The sequence below is a fragment of the Dyadobacter sp. CY323 genome (assembly GCF_021390245.1).
GTDB lineage: Bacteria > Bacteroidota > Bacteroidia > Cytophagales > Spirosomataceae > Dyadobacter.
In genome coordinates this window covers 335,388-350,658 of the sequence record NZ_JAJUXH010000004.1, presented here as the reverse complement: position 1 = coordinate 350,658, position 15,271 = coordinate 335,388, and the positions used below count along the sequence as shown (strand labels likewise).

At 45.2% G+C, this 15,271-nt stretch carries 14 protein-coding genes and 1 other RNA gene; 10 read left to right on the top strand and 5 right to left on the bottom strand.

The window, feature by feature from the left end; all coding sequences use genetic code 11:
• The first annotated feature begins 1 nt into the window (after nucleotide 1).
• The 8 genes from traK to LZG72_RS10510 are packed head-to-tail and all read left to right on the top strand — an operon-like array spanning nucleotide 2 to nucleotide 4,875.
• The gene (gene traK / locus LZG72_RS10545) at nucleotides 2-619 is read left to right on the top strand and encodes a conjugative transposon protein TraK (protein ID WP_233871267.1); all 618 of its coding nucleotides are present in this window, start codon (nucleotides 2-4) and stop codon (nucleotides 617-619) included.
• A 3-nt stretch (nucleotides 620-622) separates the two neighbouring features.
• Nucleotides 623-1,045: a hypothetical protein gene (locus LZG72_RS10540; protein WP_233871264.1), complete on the top strand. Its 423-nt coding sequence runs from the start codon at nucleotides 623-625 to the stop codon at nucleotides 1,043-1,045.
• Nucleotides 1,020-2,330, top strand: a complete 1,311-nt coding sequence (gene traM / locus LZG72_RS10535; protein WP_233871261.1) for a conjugative transposon protein TraM — start codon at nucleotides 1,020-1,022, stop codon at nucleotides 2,328-2,330. The genes LZG72_RS10540 and traM overlap by 26 nt, the downstream gene beginning before the upstream one ends.
• 26 nt (nucleotides 2,331-2,356) lie before the next feature.
• Nucleotides 2,357-3,184 (top strand): conjugative transposon protein TraN, encoded by an 828-nt coding sequence (gene traN, locus LZG72_RS10530; protein ID WP_233871258.1) that lies wholly within the window; start codon nucleotides 2,357-2,359, stop codon nucleotides 3,182-3,184.
• Between the two features lie 29 nt (nucleotides 3,185-3,213).
• Nucleotides 3,214-4,008: a hypothetical protein gene (locus tag LZG72_RS10525; protein ID WP_233871255.1), complete on the top strand. Its 795-nt coding sequence runs from the start codon at nucleotides 3,214-3,216 to the stop codon at nucleotides 4,006-4,008.
• A gap of 3 nt (nucleotides 4,009-4,011) precedes the next feature.
• Entirely contained in the window at nucleotides 4,012-4,299 is a 288-nt protein-coding gene (locus tag LZG72_RS10520) for a hypothetical protein (RefSeq protein ID WP_233871252.1), read from the top strand.
• 25 nt (nucleotides 4,300-4,324) lie between these two features.
• On the top strand, nucleotides 4,325-4,600 hold the full coding sequence (locus LZG72_RS10515; protein WP_233871249.1) for a helix-turn-helix domain-containing protein: 276 nt from the start codon (nucleotides 4,325-4,327) through the stop codon (nucleotides 4,598-4,600).
• Complete coding sequence (locus LZG72_RS10510; protein WP_233871246.1) at nucleotides 4,597-4,875, top strand: hypothetical protein; 279 nt, start codon at nucleotides 4,597-4,599, stop codon at nucleotides 4,873-4,875. Before LZG72_RS10515 ends, LZG72_RS10510 begins: the two co-directional genes overlap by 4 nt.
• 469 nt (nucleotides 4,876-5,344) lie before the next feature.
• Here the strand turns inward: LZG72_RS10510 and LZG72_RS10505 are convergent, their stop codons facing one another.
• From LZG72_RS10505 to LZG72_RS10490, 4 genes are all read right to left on the bottom strand, one after another.
• Nucleotides 5,345-6,385 (bottom strand): DUF932 domain-containing protein, encoded by a 1,041-nt coding sequence (locus LZG72_RS10505; protein ID WP_233871243.1) that lies wholly within the window; start codon nucleotides 6,383-6,385, stop codon nucleotides 5,345-5,347.
• A 318-nt stretch (nucleotides 6,386-6,703) separates the two neighbouring features.
• On the bottom strand, nucleotides 6,704-7,921 hold the full coding sequence (locus LZG72_RS10500; protein ID WP_233871240.1) for a site-specific integrase: 1,218 nt from the start codon (nucleotides 7,919-7,921) through the stop codon (nucleotides 6,704-6,706).
• A gap of 425 nt (nucleotides 7,922-8,346) precedes the next feature.
• Nucleotides 8,347-8,718, bottom strand: a transfer-messenger RNA (tmRNA) gene (gene ssrA, locus LZG72_RS10495).
• Between the two features lie 225 nt (nucleotides 8,719-8,943).
• Nucleotides 8,944-11,253: a TonB-dependent receptor gene (locus LZG72_RS10490; RefSeq protein ID WP_233871237.1), complete on the bottom strand. Its 2,310-nt coding sequence runs from the start codon at nucleotides 11,251-11,253 to the stop codon at nucleotides 8,944-8,946.
• A 785-nt stretch (nucleotides 11,254-12,038) separates the two neighbouring features.
• Here LZG72_RS10490 and hemF point away from each other — a divergent pair.
• The gene (hemF, locus tag LZG72_RS10485; protein WP_233871234.1) at nucleotides 12,039-12,983 is read left to right on the top strand and encodes an oxygen-dependent coproporphyrinogen oxidase; all 945 of its coding nucleotides are present in this window, start codon (nucleotides 12,039-12,041) and stop codon (nucleotides 12,981-12,983) included.
• 86 nt (nucleotides 12,984-13,069) lie between these two features.
• Here hemF and LZG72_RS10480 read toward each other — a convergent pair whose 3' ends face one another.
• Complete coding sequence (locus LZG72_RS10480) at nucleotides 13,070-14,149, bottom strand: o-succinylbenzoate synthase (protein WP_233871231.1); 1,080 nt, start codon at nucleotides 14,147-14,149, stop codon at nucleotides 13,070-13,072.
• Nucleotides 14,150-14,215: 66 nt separating this feature from the next.
• Between LZG72_RS10480 and lpxK the strand changes: the two genes are divergently transcribed.
• Nucleotides 14,216-15,271 (top strand): tetraacyldisaccharide 4'-kinase, encoded by a 1,056-nt coding sequence (lpxK, locus tag LZG72_RS10475; RefSeq protein ID WP_233871228.1) that lies wholly within the window; start codon nucleotides 14,216-14,218, stop codon nucleotides 15,269-15,271.

The following is a 15,271-nucleotide window of genomic DNA, read 5'->3' as shown; positions in this document are numbered from 1 at the left end:
CATGTTTACGAAAGCCAAAAATCTAGAAACTGCATTCCGGCATGTCCGCAGCTTTACATTGCTCGTGATTATCGGCTGCATAGGCTTCTGCTGCTTCGCTATCTACAAGAGCTATCAGCTGGTGGATGAGACTCAGGACAAAGTTTACATCCTGGCCAGTGGAAAGGTGCTTGAAGCTTATGCTTCCGAACGAAAAGAGAACATACCTGTTGAAGCTCGGGACCACGTAGCCAGCTTTCACCGTTTCTTTTTTACACTGGATCCAGACGACAAAGTAATCCAATCTAACTTGGTCAAAGCGCTTTATCTGGCTGACGGATCAGCGAAGGCGCAGTATGAAAATCTGAAAGAATCAGGATTTTATTCAAGCATCATTTCCGGAAACATTAGCCAGCAAATCAGTGTCGATACTATCCAAGTGGAAACGAGGGATTATCCTTACCACTTTCACTGCGTGGCTTCCCAGCGAATCATTCGCTCGACCAGCATTGTCACCCGGAGGCTAGTCACGGAAGGGTTTCTTCGAACTGTATCACGCAGCGACAACAATCCTCACGGCTTTCTCATTGAAGGCTGGACGACGCTGGAAAACAAAGACATCAATGTTCAAAACCGATAAACTATGTTTTACAATTTCAACAGACATAAGCAATTGACTGCGCACCGACTGAACGAAGTTCAGAAATCGCAGAAGCGAAGAGAGAGCGATCTATCAAAAAATGATAAGTCAAACTTCGATTACTTCCTTTTAGGATTGGCCGATTCTCCCATGAAGTTACGTCACGTACCACTATTTATGCTGCTGGCCGCCGGCCTTGCTTATTGCGTATCGCTACTTTTAGTTGGTCATGATTCCGATGCTCTTTCTATGCTCCTTAAAGAAGAGAATCGGACTCGGGAGGTTATTCAAATGGCCGCACCAAGTCCAGCTCACAAATCCCTTGAAGCTTACCTGGATAGTCTTGAACAAGCCAACATTGTCGATAGCATCACACGATCACATCAAACAACCGAAGACCATGCAGAAAACAGCATACACCCGTAAGTTTTTGCAGCAGCGCAAATTTTATACTTTCTTACCGCTCTTGGTTTTGCCGTTCCTCACCCTATTTTTCTGGGTGCTCATTAGCAGGAACAAAGGCAGCGTCGCAGCTGGAAAAGATCATAAAGGACTTATCCTAAGCTTGCCCGAGGCATTCTTCAAGGATGATAAGGATTTTGATAAGCTTAGTTATTATCAGAAAGCAGCAGCCGACTCGGCCAGGCTCAGGGATCTAATCGAAAAGGATCCATACTATCAGGATACACTTCTCGCGTCGAAATCCGGCCCATTGGGAGTTCCACTGAAAGATCTTAACGGACCTGGTAAAAAGCGAAAGACGATTGGTGGCGCTAGCGATGCAGACAGCACGAAAGACCCGGATCAACAAGTTCACAACAAGCTCAGGGAACTTGACAAAGTACTCTCGCAAACTAGTCAACCTAAATTTGACGATGAAAATCGAGCCCGCGCCGAAAGCGATAAAAAAACGCTAAGTCCTGAAATGGCGCGACTTGAACAAATGATGGCTGGCATTGAAATGGAAGAACCCGTCGAAGAGGAAGATCCTGAAATGACAGAACTCAACGGGATGCTGGATAAAATCATGCAGATTCAAAATCCGGCTTTGGCAGAGGAAAAACTTAGGGGGCAGTCAATGGCAAATGAGAAGCAGGTCTTTCCGGTACTTGCAGCGTCGGAACGTGTAAATTATACTTTGCTGGCAAGTGGGTCTTCCGATTCTTTAAATGCACCGAATACCGCACTGTTAGCTACAAATGGTTTTTACGCGCTTAATGACAATGAGGCGGCGGTTACAACTCATAACGCAATTGAAGCCGTTATTGATCAAGATCAGACGCTAGTCACCGGCGCAACAATCAAGCTCAGACTCGCCACAGATGTTTTTATTGCAGGCAATCGTGTGGTGGCCGGAAGCTCTCTTTATGGAAAAGTCAGCTTGAATCAAGAAAGATTACGGATCAACGTAGAAGCCGTCAAATCCGGTAGTTCCCTGTTTCCGGTTAGCCTAACTGTTTACGACCTGGATGGCATTGAAGGAATTTACATTCCGGGCGCTCTATCGCGAGACATCGGGAAGCAATCATCGGACCGGATGATCCAAAGCTTTAATGTTCCTATCATCGACCAGTCAGTTGGAGCCCGAGCTGCAAGTGCCGGGATTGAAGTAGCCAAAACATTTCTAGGCCGAAGGGCCAAGCTCATACAAGTTAGCGTAAAAGCAGGATACAAGGTGCTCCTCAAAGACGCGAACGCAAAATCTCTTTAGTTTCTTCACTTTAATCAACTTTTATCATGAGAATTTTTCTTTTGAGTCAGCTAATGCTTTGCCTGATTTTTCAATTTCAAGCCAATTGTCAGGTAACAGGAAGCAGTGTCATTGACCCCTTCCCGCTGGAAATAACAACTTCTAAAACCACGCATTTGATTTTCCCTTATGGAATCAAAACCGTCGATCGTGGAAGCCGCGACATTCTTGCTCAAAAAGCGACGGGAGTTGATAACATCTTGCAGGTGAAAGCGGCAAGGACTGACTTCGACACCACCAATCTGACTGTAATTACTGCGGACGGCAAGCTGTATTCATTTTTGGTCGGCTATTCTAACCAGCCGCTATCACTGAATATTCAAGTTAGTAGCTCGTCAAAGGATATGGCAAACTTTGCGGACAATGATTTGAATGAAGCGGAAATCGCTGAGTCTGTACAAAAAGCACGAATCAATACAGTTCAAAACGTCTCAATTAAAGACAAATCTTCTCACGCTGAGCTATTGCTATCAAGCATTTTCGTCGACGATGACCTGCTCCTTTACAAGATTGAGTTTATAAATAATTCTGCATTGAACTACGACATTGAAAATTTTAGATTCTTTGTTCGCGACAAAAAAGCTCCTAAACGAACGGCGATCCAGGAAACGGAAATTAAGCCACTGCACATACTCGAAGATACGAGTGTGGTCGCCACACAGTCTTCACACTCCTTTGTATTTGCGCTCCCAAAAATGACACTTCCTGATAAAAAGTACCTGGCCGTGCAGGTGCAAGAGAAAAACGGTGGCAGGCATCTGCTGCTGAAAGTGCGAAACCGGCACTTTCTGAAAGCTTTGCCAATTCAGCAATAACCGTTCAAACAACCAAAACAATAGAAATCATGAATGAAAAAAATTTCGAATATCTGCGCGACCAGATCAAATATTCCGGCTTTGGCGATGGTTTGGAAAGCCAATTAAGAGACAATATTAAAAAGCAACCGCCGGAGTTTACACTTCAACATCAGGCGACATTCGGGAAAGACGAAGTAAGCAGCGCGCTGCACTTCAAGCGATCAGCCACAACGGATATGTATTTCTTCAACAGTTATGATGCTTCACTGAAACGAGAACAGCAAACTGAGAAAATGAACCAGTCCTTTTATGTGGGCAAAGACAACAACATTACTTTGAAAGAAGGATATAATCTAATGAGCGGCAGGGCGGTCAATAAGGACCTCACCAATAAAGAGGGAAAAATCTACAATGCCTGGCTTCAAATGGATTTTAAGCAAACCGATAACGCCGGAAACTTCAAGCTCAAACAATTTCACTCAAACTATGGGTTTGATCTTGAAAAGGAGCTGAGCAAGCATCCAATTAAAGAGCTACAAAATGCTCAGGACAAATCCAGAATGCTGGATTCACTGCAAAAGGGTAACCGGCAATCGGTAACCTTCGTGGAAAATGGCAATGAGCAGCGCAGATACATCGAGGCTAATCCACAATTTAAAACGCTAACCGTCTTCGATGCGAACATGCATAAACTAGGTAATCGTCAGTCCCAACAGGCATCGCAATCCAACACCCAAAAACAGGAGCAAAAAGTCTCACAAGACCTGGCCGGTGACGATGAAAACGATCATCACTCGGGAAAGAAAGTCAAGAAATCAAAAGGGATTGCAATCAGCCAGTAAGTCATGGATGTTGCATCTCACCTTGACCGGTTCTTCAAGGAAATCAGTGTAGACGTCCGTGTGACGGTAACACATATCAGCGTCTACGCTGCAATCCTGCAAAGCCTGCGGAAAGTTGGCACAGGCCGCCTTTCGATGTTTGGTTTCGAACTCATGCAAGTTGCCAAAATATCCAGCGGAAAGACTTACTACAAAGCGATACGGGAGCTAAATGAATTTGGCTACATCTGCTACGAGCCTTCATTTAAGAAAAACCAGCCCAGCAAAATTTCGCTTCCTGATAGAGCTTGAAACAACTAGATAAAACTTTTGCGAAATGAATATTGAGGTAATTACAAAGGAAGATTTGCAAGTCCTGCGGCGCGAACTGCTTGAAGATTTAAGGCAACTTCTGGCCGGCTCCAAACAGGAGCCTAAGAAATGGCTAAGAAGCGCCGACGTTCGCAAGATGCTCAACATCTCGCCTGGCACATTGCAAAACCTTCGCGTTAACGGACAGCTTCGGCCCAGCAAGATTGGGGGATCTTTCTTCTATGCATTCCAGGACATACAGTCGCTTATGCAAGGTGACACAAAACGAGCAAAATCATGAAGAGATCAATAGGGAAATTTGTAAACCGCATCCTGATCGACCAGAGAGTTAGGATCTGGCACGTCGGAACGTATCTGGCACTAGTCCTGCTTTGGGAAAAGAACCGCCAATCGAGCCCATTTCGGGTGACCAGGCGAATGATTATGCAGATGTCCAGGACAAAGAGCACTGCAACATATCACAAATATTTGAAAGAACTGGAAGTACTCGGCTATATCAAATACTTGCCTTCGTATCATCCCAAGGAGGGCAGCAAAGTCTGGCTTATTGAATGATTGCAAAATCTGTGCAGGCTTGTATCAAACCTTGAAAGTGTTGCATCTTCTGGCTAGCTTTCGAAAAATTCATCACTAAAAATTACAGCTATGACTCTATTAATCAGCATCACATCTGTGATCTCTTACGGAATAATACTGCTTCTAATTGGTGTTGGAATCCGGATTTTTGTGGGAAGGCGCCGGTTCAATAGGCGCGGGTACGGCGGGGCGCAGCTATATACTGGCTATTGGTCGGCAATTATGGTATCGACTATCGAGGGTTTATTGATGATTATTTCAGCATTATCCATCGTGGGTGGTGCTCTGTTAGTGTTAGTAGAATTATTCAATCAGCATTAAATTTAAATTTCAATAATCATTTAACAAACCGCCTGCGGTTCGAAGCTGATGAAAGCTTCGGGCCGTAGGCGAATTTTTTAAAAGTCACCCCGTCGACCAGAATTGCCGACGGGTATATGTTGACCACCTAGTTAAGTGATGCCTGACCGCGTTGGGCAAATTCACTGCACAAATTGAAAGCTGTCTGTGATCTTATTTGAGCAGTTCCACCCAGAATTATTGATTTCAATTTAGCTTCGTTGTCCTGAAAGTTGCGAACGTTCTGGAAATACCCCGTCACTGCATTATATGCACCGAACACAGTTCCCATCGTCGTCGGCAATTGCTGGGTAGGGTTTGACAAGGCATATTCATAAACATCTTCAACAATGTTGATGAACTGCGTGGATAGAGCATTGACTTTGCCGTCTTTCAAATTTCCCAACACTTCCTTATTTGGTGCCATGGCGATTTCAATCAATTTCCGAAGCTGCGGGTCAGTGATGGGCTTCTTTGCCCATTCATTAAAAACGCACCCAACTTCGTCGCTGAACCTACTGCCAATACCCATTACCTTGTGCGCGGTTCTCAACCTTTCGGTAGCATTGCTTGTATGCCGGATCTTAACCACATTGGTCATATTTTTCCTTGCGGCGTTAAGCGTGTTCGCACAAACAATACGGACGGGCGTAAAAGCGGCGGTAATACTTCCACTTCCGTCGTGTGATGTAGTCAGAAATAGATACTTTTCAATCAAATCGTTGTTCCCAACCTCAATGTACCCGGGCAACTTTGCAGTGATAAAGATCCGCTCGCCTTTCCCAAGTGCGCCAGCTGTTTCGTACATAATGCCATCCCCATCTACAATGCTATCGAAAAATGTAAATGCATCCCGGTTCTGTACGATTTGATAATCCTTGCCTACAATTCCAAGTACTGCCCCGTTATCAGTGCGCATGGTTGCATAGTAGTTTGGTACCGGTACGTTCTCACCCGCATTTCCGCTGCTCAGGTTTACTGCGGATAAACCGGCTTTTTGAACCTGGTAGTTGAGGCCTGCATGCTGGATTGCATCGCCACTTGTTGGGTATTGATCCACGATCTGACCGAGCCCGTGCCATGCTTTTTCTTTTACACTAAAAAAGCTGTGGTTGTCGGTGTTTTCATTGAAATTGATGTTGTGAGCCATGATTACTGCTGTTAGAAGTTAGAAAATGTTTTCTTTCTTCTTCCTCTCGCTCTTGTTTTAAATGAATGTTTGACAAAGAAAAAACGAGAAAAAAGAAAGCCCTTCTAACAGTGGCCCTCTATCAGCCAAAAGGAAACGGAATAAGTGCCCGGAGGGCTGGTGGCTCAACTTTGTACTTCCTGAAAAAATGGAAAAGCCGCCATTATGCCGTAAGCTTTTGGCGGCTTCTCTCAGTCTTAGGAAATAGGGCCACTTATTTAGCTGCCCTTTTGCCGAGTTTGTTTGTCAGACTTCTAACAATACGATCATATAGGTGATCTAATATTTTGCACCTATAATCTCCGACAATCGTTGCATATCATCACCGACCTTTTTGTCCAGGACTTTCGCATACAGCTGGGTCGTTTTCAGGCTACGATGTCCGAGCATTCTTGAGACCGTTTCAATGGGAACTCCATTTGAAAGTGTAACAGTAGTAGCAAAAGTGTGCCTTGCTAGGTGAAAGGTTATTGGCTTTGCTATTCCACAGACGTCCCCAATTTCCTTCAAGTAAGCATTCATCTTTTGGTTGGAAAGGACCGGGAGCAGATGCTTGTCTAAATGCTCCACTTGGCTTTCATACATTTTTAGCAACTTTAAAGCTGGTGGTAAAAGTGGAATTCGTGAGGCCGAGTCGGTCTTTTGACGCTTTATATTTATCCACATTTCACCTGAACGACCTTCGATTATATCAATTTTGCTAAGTTTTGCAACATCAACATATGCCAGGCCAGTGTAGCAGCAGAAGAGAAAGATGTCTCTTACTTGTTCTAAGCGTGGAATCTCGAATACTTTATTCGCAACTGTGCGTAATTCGTGCTCCGTAAGTGCAATTCGATCTACTTCGTGCTTTGCAAATTTGAAGGCAAAAAACGGGTCTTTCGCTATGATGTCATTTTTTACGCAAATGAGTACTATCTTCTTTAGATTTGCCAAGTACTTCATTGTAGCATTGTGACCAACCTTTTTTACACCTTTTAAATAGAACTCAAAATCCGATATAAACTTGAAATTGAGTTTCCGCACATCAAAGTCCTTCGTTTTGTAGTTCCAAGTGATAAACTCCTCGGTGTGCCTAAGAGTGGTTTGGTATCGCATATAGGTTGCGTGCGCATATTCTAAATTGATTAACTGTTTGACCTTGGAGTTATGCTCTTTAAACATGGACAATAGCCCAATGATGTTTTGATCTTCTCCCTGCCACTTCCGCTTAAATACGTCAATACACATTACTAGGTCTTCCAGGATGATTTGCCGCTGAATAGCATGAGCTTTACCTGCTAAGGATTCCAAAAATGCGTTGACTTCTTTCGCCTCTATTGTTGCGCCTTTCGCCTTTCCTGAGCTTGCTGACCACCTTTCCGGTGATACCGATTTACCTGTTGCAACTTCAAACCTTGCTCCACCAATTGTTACCCGCATGTAAACGGGCAGTTGATTGTTTCGATTGATCTTCGATTGCCTAACCGAAAACAGAATTGTCATGCTTGATTCCATCTTTTTTTGTTTTAAAATTAGATATCTCATTTTGTTGAATCAAGATGTTCATTTGCTGCACATGTTATTGAATGACAAACGATTAGGGATGTAAAAGGGACCGGAAAGGGACTAAAAAATCATAATGGAATTCAGTCCCGAATTCGTCCCTTTGCTATTGTTAGACTTTGAAAGATTTAAGAGATTGAGCATCAAACAAAATGCCCGTAAATCATTGATCTACGGGCATTTTGATGTTTTGAAATTTGTTGGAGTGGAGATGGAGGGAGTCCGACTCCATCTTTAAACAACTCATTTTCAAACACTTACCTTCCCGTATTTTTCTCAGTCCCTAATTCGTCCCTCGGGTTTTACTACGAAATCTGCGGAAAACAAAAAGCCCGCAAATTGATTTTGCGGGCTTTTGTAAGATTTGATTTTTCAATCAGTGGAGATGCAGGGAGTCGAACCCTGGTCCAGAACAGGGAAACCCTGCGCCTTCTACATGCTTATCCGTGATTAGATTTTCGAGCCTGACAAGGTACACGGCGGACCCGCGTCATAGCCTTAGATACTGGTGTCTCGTTGAATTTCCGTACCACTATTTCAACCAGCGCTGATTTGCGACACCCCGGAGCCCAACCATCAGCACGTAGGTTGGAGGGATGATGGCATTTGTTTAATCCTCCGGATTAAGCAGCCATGGCGTAAGTAGATTCGCCATTTATTGTTTGAGAACATTATTTACGGGAGGTATCCTCAACTCCCGACATGCTTACACACAGACTTCCAACCCGCTGTCAATTCCAGTCACCCCCATTTTTGTGAAATGTTAACTGTGAAATGTTGGTAGTTAACGATGACAATCAGCTTTTGATTAAAGTTCAATTGCATTGCTAGTTACACATATAAATCGAAGAAAGTTCGCTAATCAAAATACCCTGATCTCAAATCACTGACACTAAATAACTTACTAACCAAAAAAAACTCCTCTCACATTTCACTTTTCACATCTCACCTTTCACATCTCACATTTCACTCCTTCAAAACTCCCACCGATAACTCAGCACCGGGATCAGGCCCAACTGAAACTGCGTCACAACCTTATTCTGACGTTTATCGAAATAGCGATACGCTTCGTTTTTCGTGCCGGATACATTTTGCAGGTCGATGGCCAGGGTGGTGCTGTATCTTGCCCGGCTTTTTTTCCGGTATACGCGGAGGTCGGGGCGGAAATAGTCTTTCATTTTGACGGTGTAACTGGCCTGCGTTTCGTAAATCGTTGTTTTCAGTAAAGCCGAGTATTCTGCATCAATGGGTTTGTTGCGAAAGCCGCCCAGCCACAGAATTTTCACATTGACGCCCCAAAGACTCTCATTCGCTGACTTAAACTCTTTTCCGCTTGTCAAACTGAATGTGTGCCTGCCATTAAAACGGCTGTTGTGTCTCTGACCCAGGTAGTCGACATAAGTTGCGTCGTACAAGGAACCGGAAACAAGCATATAAAAATCGTTGGTCAGGAATTTCTGAAAGCTGGCCTCAATACCATAGTTTCTGGCGGTGCTGGTGTTGTTCAAAAATTCATACGGGATTTCTTCTACCAGATTTACCGCCGAATAGTTATCGTGCAACCCATGTCCTACCGGAACATTAAACAAATGCTGCCAATACACCTCAACTTTCAGGCTGCTGCTTTTCGGAAATGTTTTCTGATAACCCAAAACGATCTGCTGAGAACGTGTCGGAGCAAGGTACCGGTTGCTGTAAGGCCCATAGTCATAAATGTGCGTCGCATACACACCCGCATTCTGCAATTGGCTATGCAAACCGTAAGATGCGGTCAGCTGCGTTGTTGGGTCGATCTGCCATTTAATGGCCGCGCGCGGCTCGGGCAATGCACTTATTTTCTTGGTTCTCTGCACAGTACTGAGCATGGCATGAAGCCCGATTTCCGCCGAAACTTTTGATGTAAATTGAAACGACCAGTTTACAAATGGCTGTACCACATAACTTTTCAGTGATTCATTTGCCGACCAGGCGCCTGCTTCATAGTGATTGAGCGTGGCAAATAACCCGCCTCGAAACCGGAAACGCGGATTGTATCGGTAAGTCAGCGTTACGTTTGCCGATACTTTTCCGTTGATCAGATCCTGATCATCCAGTACTTCGCCCCTCGACAAAGTGCGGCTGTTCACAGCATAGGCAACTCTGGAAGTGTTTAATGTAGAACCGACAACCGCAGCACGCAACGACAGTTTTTTACCGAGTGGCTGATCGAGGGTCACCCCGCTGGCGAACATTTTATTTTTATACAAAATATTTTGACCGTCTTTTTCGAATTCCCAGGTAGCCGTGTCTTTGTCTGGCTCGAATGTATTTTTGCTCACTCCTCCTGTCCCGAAAAAGGTAAACTTACCTCCCCGGGCAGTTGGGAAATTGAGATTAAATGACAGATCCTGAAACCGTGAATCTTCTCCACCGAAATTAGCATCCATTGCACCAAGCAAACCTGTAAAAGAATACCTGTAATTAACGAGATAGGATGCCTTTGACTTTTTAGAAAGCGGTCCTTCTGCCGCGAGATCCATTCCTATCAGGCTGGCCTGGGCGACGAATTCGGCTTTTTCATTATTCCCTTTTCGGAGACTCATATCCATGACAGCCCCGGTAACATTGCCATATTGCGCTGGAAATGGTCCCGACAAGAAATTGGAAGTGCTCAGCAATTGTGTACTCAAAATATTTACGCCGCCACCCGTGGAGGTAGGCCGGTCGCTGAAAGTACCTGCATTAGATAAATGGTTTGGATTAACAATTTCGACGCCTTCCAGTCTCCATTGCATGGCATTCGGAGAATTCCCGCGCACGACCAGTCCATTAGCCTGATCATTTGCCGCTGCAACTCCCGGAAAAGAAGTCGCGACCCGCGCCGGGTCCATGTACGTGGCGGCATATCGAAAGGTTTGTTCAATGGTAATCGCCTGCACACTGTTGAATGCGACAGGCCGCGAAGCTGAAACCGTGGCTTCCTCCAATTCTTTACCCATAGCCATCAGCCTCACCTCGGTCACCTGTTCTTTTCCTGATTCCAGAAGGATTTCCGGGACGGAAATGGTGCCATAGCCAACGTAGGAAACTTTGAGCTGATAGCGGCCGACTGCGAGGTTATCGAACCGGAATGTGCCGCCGGGATCCGTGATCGTGCCGGATTCCGCGGGGGAAAGTGACACCGTCGCGCCGACCAATGGTAAACCGGAATCGGCATCACGGACGGTACCGCGAATGGTCGATGTATAATTTTGGGCGTAAGCCGGGAAAATAAATAGTAAAAAAAGAGGCAGAATTTTAAACATTTTGAAACGTATAAGTCAGAAGGCAAAAGTAGTCTCTCATGAGTTACTAACTATCCTGCCTAATAACTTTCCTGCATTTCGAACGGGATCTTAGCTCTTGAGAGATCATCAATGACGAATTAAACCGCAGGAAAAATGACTAGTTATCTCAGCAAATCGATCCTGTGCTCGGGCATTGTCATCCTGGTACAGCTTGTGCGGGTAGTGTGGTTTAATCCTTTTTGTTTTCCTATAAAAAAGCGATTCGTCTAAACCACGAATTTCTGGCCGACAAGGCGATCACTAAAAAAAGATTAGGGCGGAGTACTGACAGAGTATTCATCGTGCGAGGCGGCTGGGTGGGCGAAAGGCCGAATACTTTTGGAAACTAACCGCGCTGGAAAGTCTGGAAATTAAAAGCAAAAAAGCGGAGATGTGACCTTCGCTTTTTACTTTCTTATGCTGATTGTACATGAGCACGTTTCAGCTCGGGCCAAAAACGGGTAATTGTATAATTCTTCTCTTTTTTTCAGCCTGTCTTAGATCGTAATTCTGCTGCATGTTTAACCAAAGCTGTGGCGTTGTGTTGAATGCCTCAGCTAGTCGTGAAGCCATATCCGGGTGTGATGAAATGATGCCCGTTGAGTTGCGATAAGGTTGATACGATAGTTCGCATTGATCTTAACAGCCCAAAAATCTTTCAGTTCCCCGGATAATTTATGCAGGCCGGTCAACCTTTACTTCCATGTCGCTGGGCGTCATTTCATAATTATCGTAATTTCGGTTTTGAAATATTTAGAATGCATATGACAGTTGAAGATATAGAGGCCTTTTTTAAAAGTTTACAAGATGACATTTGCTACGCGGTCGAATCGGAAGATGGGACAGGAAAATTCAAAGAAGATCTGTGGGAACATCATTCCGGCGGGGGGGGCAGGACGAGGCTAATTCAAAATGGAAGTGTTATCGAAAAAGGCGGGGTCAATTTTTCAAGTGTAAAAGGAGAAGTTCACCCGCGTTTGAGGCAGCAGATGAACCTGAACGAAGGCGACGATTTTCACTTCACAGCCACCGGCGTTTCCATTGTAATGCACCCGCAAAGTCCGCAGGTACCCATTATCCACATGAATGTGCGCTATTTCGAGCTGAGCAATGGAACCTGCTGGTTCGGCGGCGGCATTGATCTTACACCGCATTACGTGGACGAAAGCGATGCAAAAGCGTTTCACCAACATTTAAAAGCGGCTTGCGACAAACATCACGAAGCTTTTTATCCAAAATTCAAGACCTGGGCAGACGATTACTTTTTTATCCAGCACCGGAATGAAACCCGCGGTATCGGCGGCATTTTCTTCGACTACCTCAAACCGGATGAGGCCGGAAACGGTCAAAATCTTTCAAAAGAGCAATTGTTCGCATTCGTGAAAGAAGTAGGCGAAAGCTTTGCCCCGATCTATACGGCTTTAATGAACAAACATCGCGACGATGCATTTACCGAAGAAGAAAAGCAATGGCAATATCTCCGGCGCGGGCGTTATGTGGAGTTTAACCTCGTCTGGGACCGGGGTACGAAGTTTGGTTTGGAAACAAATGGACGCACGGAATCTATCTTGATGAGTCTGCCACCGCAGGCCAATTGGGAGTATAATTTCGTTCCGGAACCGGGGTCGAAAGAGGCGGAGACGGTTGCGTTGCTTAGGAAAGGGGTGGATTGGATTCTCCCTACCCCCAACCCCCTGAAAGGGGGCTAAAATCTGCTTTATACCAAGCCCCTAGAAGCGCTAAAAGACAGTATATTTTCATTGATTATTAGCAACAAAAAAGCCCCCTTGGGGGGTTAGGGGGAGACAGTCCAATTCTTCTCCAAATCATAAAACAACTCCCCGTTCTTAACCGTCAGCGGCGACTCAAAATTATTATGATAAAGCTGACCAGTCCCTAAGCCTTGTGGAAGACTGTTGTTTTTTGAAGCTGTGTATTGCGCAATGGCGTTCAGGCCGATATTGGATTCGAGGGCCGAAGTGATCCACCAGTCTATTTTCAGGCGGTTTGCGATTTCGATCCATTCGTTGGTATGCTGGAACCCACCGAGCAAGGTTGGTTTGAGAATAATGAATGGAGGCGCCAGTTTTTTAAGCAGCGAAAATTTTTCACGGTAATCGAAATAACCGATCAGTTCTTCGTCCAGCGCAACCGGGACCGGTGATGATGAGCACAAATCGGCCATCAATCTCACCTGACCGGCTTTTACAGGCTGCTCGATTGAATGCAGGTCAAATGTAGCCAGTTCGCCGAGCTTGTATTTTACATCTTCTTCGTGAAATGCGCCATTTGCATCAACCCGCAAGGTAATGTCGTTTTTATCAAATTGCCCGCGGACCGATTCGAGGATCCGGCATTCCTGTTCGAAATCGATCGCCCCTACTTTCATTTTGAGGGTGGTAAAACCTTGCGATAGTTTGTCCGAGATCTGTTCCAGCATTTCATCAAAAGAACCCATCCAGATCAACCCGTTCATAAGGATGCCCTGCCTTCCTTCGGTAAATGCATTTTTAAACAAAATCCGTCGGCCACCGTTCATGATATCCATTAACGCAGTCTCAACCCCGAACCTCACAGATGGTAAATGCTGCGGCACAACCTGATCGAGAATGATACTCAGGTTAAATGGAAAAACGTCCAGGTCCAGCTCATTGAAAAGGTCGCAAACCGACGATAGCTGCATTTCAAAATCAGGAATATCGTCCACGCTGAGTCCCGGAAGCGGGCCGCATTCTCCATAACCTTCTACGCCAGGCTGCTCAGAATCAGTTACTTTGAGAATCCAGGAAGTTTTTTGTGTAAGCACACCTCGCGAGGTACCCGCTTCTTTACGAAAGCGCAGCGTGTATGGCTGATACACAATTTTTAAAGGCATAACGAAGCGGTGTCAGTATTTTGGGGGCACAATATTAGCCAAAAATTACGTAATTATGCACCAGGTATGCGACAACATCTTTGGATAAAAACACTCTTAATGCCTTTGTCCTGGGCATATGGATGGGTTACGGGCGTTCGTAATTTCCTGTATGACCGATTGATTTTTTCCTCAAAAAAAGTGCCTCAATTTGTCATTTCTGTTGGCAATCTCACAGTCGGCGGAACAGGAAAAACGCCGGTGATCGAATACCTCGCAAAAACGCTTTTACCGGTAACAACCCTTGCCATACTCAGCCGCGGTTACGGACGGAAAACAACAGGCTTTTTAATGGCAAATGAGTCATCCTCAGCCGAAAATATCGGCGATGAACCTTTGCAATTTTACACTAAATTCAAACATAACCTGCTCGTTGCTGTTTGTGAAAAACGTGTAACCGGCGCATTGAAACTGGCGAAGTCACAGCCGCAGGTGAAAATGCTTTTGCTGGACGATGCGTATCAGCACCGTGCCATTCAAAGGGACATTAATTTGTTGCTGAACGATTACAACCGGCCATTTTGTACGGATACCTTACTGCCAGCGGGCAGGTTGCGGGAATCACGGAATGGAGCCCGCCGGGCGGACGCTGTCATTATTACGAAATGCCCCATTGATCTGACCGGTCCCGAAAAACAGGAGATCGCAGCACAGGTTGCAACCTATACCAAACCCGGAACGCCGGTTTTCTTCGCATTTACCGATTATGCGTTGCCGCTAAGCTACTCCGGGGCGCCGGTGGAGTTAAAGAATGTTAAAATGGTCGCCGGAATCGCAGATCCCTCCCCTTTCGCTGCATATCTCGAGGCCAGGTTCAACGTTGTAGATAAGGTAACTTTTCCTGATCATCATAATTACACAGTTCAGGAGGTGAACGAACTGGTTAGGTACTTAAAAAGCGATACTTTTGTGGTAACAACGGAAAAGGATATGGTGAAGTTGAAACCACTGGCCGAGAAGTCGGGATGTGCCGGGCGGTTTGCCTATATTCCGGTTGCCGTCAATTTCGGCGCCGATTCAGAGACCTTCACACAATGGTTGACTCGGCAAATTACACACCACTTAAATTCGGCAGAACGATAG

Excerpts from the sequence above, each read along its gene's own strand:
- LZG72_RS10505 (WP_233871243.1), bottom strand. The coding sequence starts at position 6,385 with ATGGCTCACAACATCAATTTCAATGAAAACACCGACAACCACAGCTTT.
- LZG72_RS10515 (WP_233871249.1), top strand. The coding sequence starts at position 4,325 with ATGAATATTGAGGTAATTACAAAGGAAGATTTGCAAGTCCTGCGGCGC.
- LZG72_RS10540 (WP_233871264.1), top strand. The coding sequence starts at position 623 with ATGTTTTACAATTTCAACAGACATAAGCAATTGACTGCGCACCGACTG.
- traK (WP_233871267.1), top strand. The coding sequence starts at position 2 with ATGTTTACGAAAGCCAAAAATCTAGAAACTGCATTCCGGCATGTCCGC.
- LZG72_RS10510 (WP_233871246.1), top strand. The coding sequence starts at position 4,597 with ATGAAGAGATCAATAGGGAAATTTGTAAACCGCATCCTGATCGACCAG.
- LZG72_RS10500 (WP_233871240.1), bottom strand. The coding sequence starts at position 7,921 with ATGGAATCAAGCATGACAATTCTGTTTTCGGTTAGGCAATCGAAGATC.
- traN (WP_233871258.1), top strand. The coding sequence starts at position 2,357 with ATGAGAATTTTTCTTTTGAGTCAGCTAATGCTTTGCCTGATTTTTCAA.
- LZG72_RS10480 (WP_233871231.1), bottom strand. The coding sequence starts at position 14,149 with ATGCCTTTAAAAATTGTGTATCAGCCATACACGCTGCGCTTTCGTAAA.
- hemF (WP_233871234.1), top strand. The coding sequence starts at position 12,039 with ATGACAGTTGAAGATATAGAGGCCTTTTTTAAAAGTTTACAAGATGAC.
- traM (WP_233871261.1), top strand. The coding sequence starts at position 1,020 with ATGCAGAAAACAGCATACACCCGTAAGTTTTTGCAGCAGCGCAAATTT.
- lpxK (WP_233871228.1), top strand. The coding sequence starts at position 14,216 with ATGCGACAACATCTTTGGATAAAAACACTCTTAATGCCTTTGTCCTGG.
- LZG72_RS10525 (WP_233871255.1), top strand. The coding sequence starts at position 3,214 with ATGAATGAAAAAAATTTCGAATATCTGCGCGACCAGATCAAATATTCC.
- LZG72_RS10520 (WP_233871252.1), top strand. The coding sequence starts at position 4,012 with ATGGATGTTGCATCTCACCTTGACCGGTTCTTCAAGGAAATCAGTGTA.
- LZG72_RS10490 (WP_233871237.1), bottom strand. The coding sequence starts at position 11,253 with ATGTTTAAAATTCTGCCTCTTTTTTTACTATTTATTTTCCCGGCTTAC.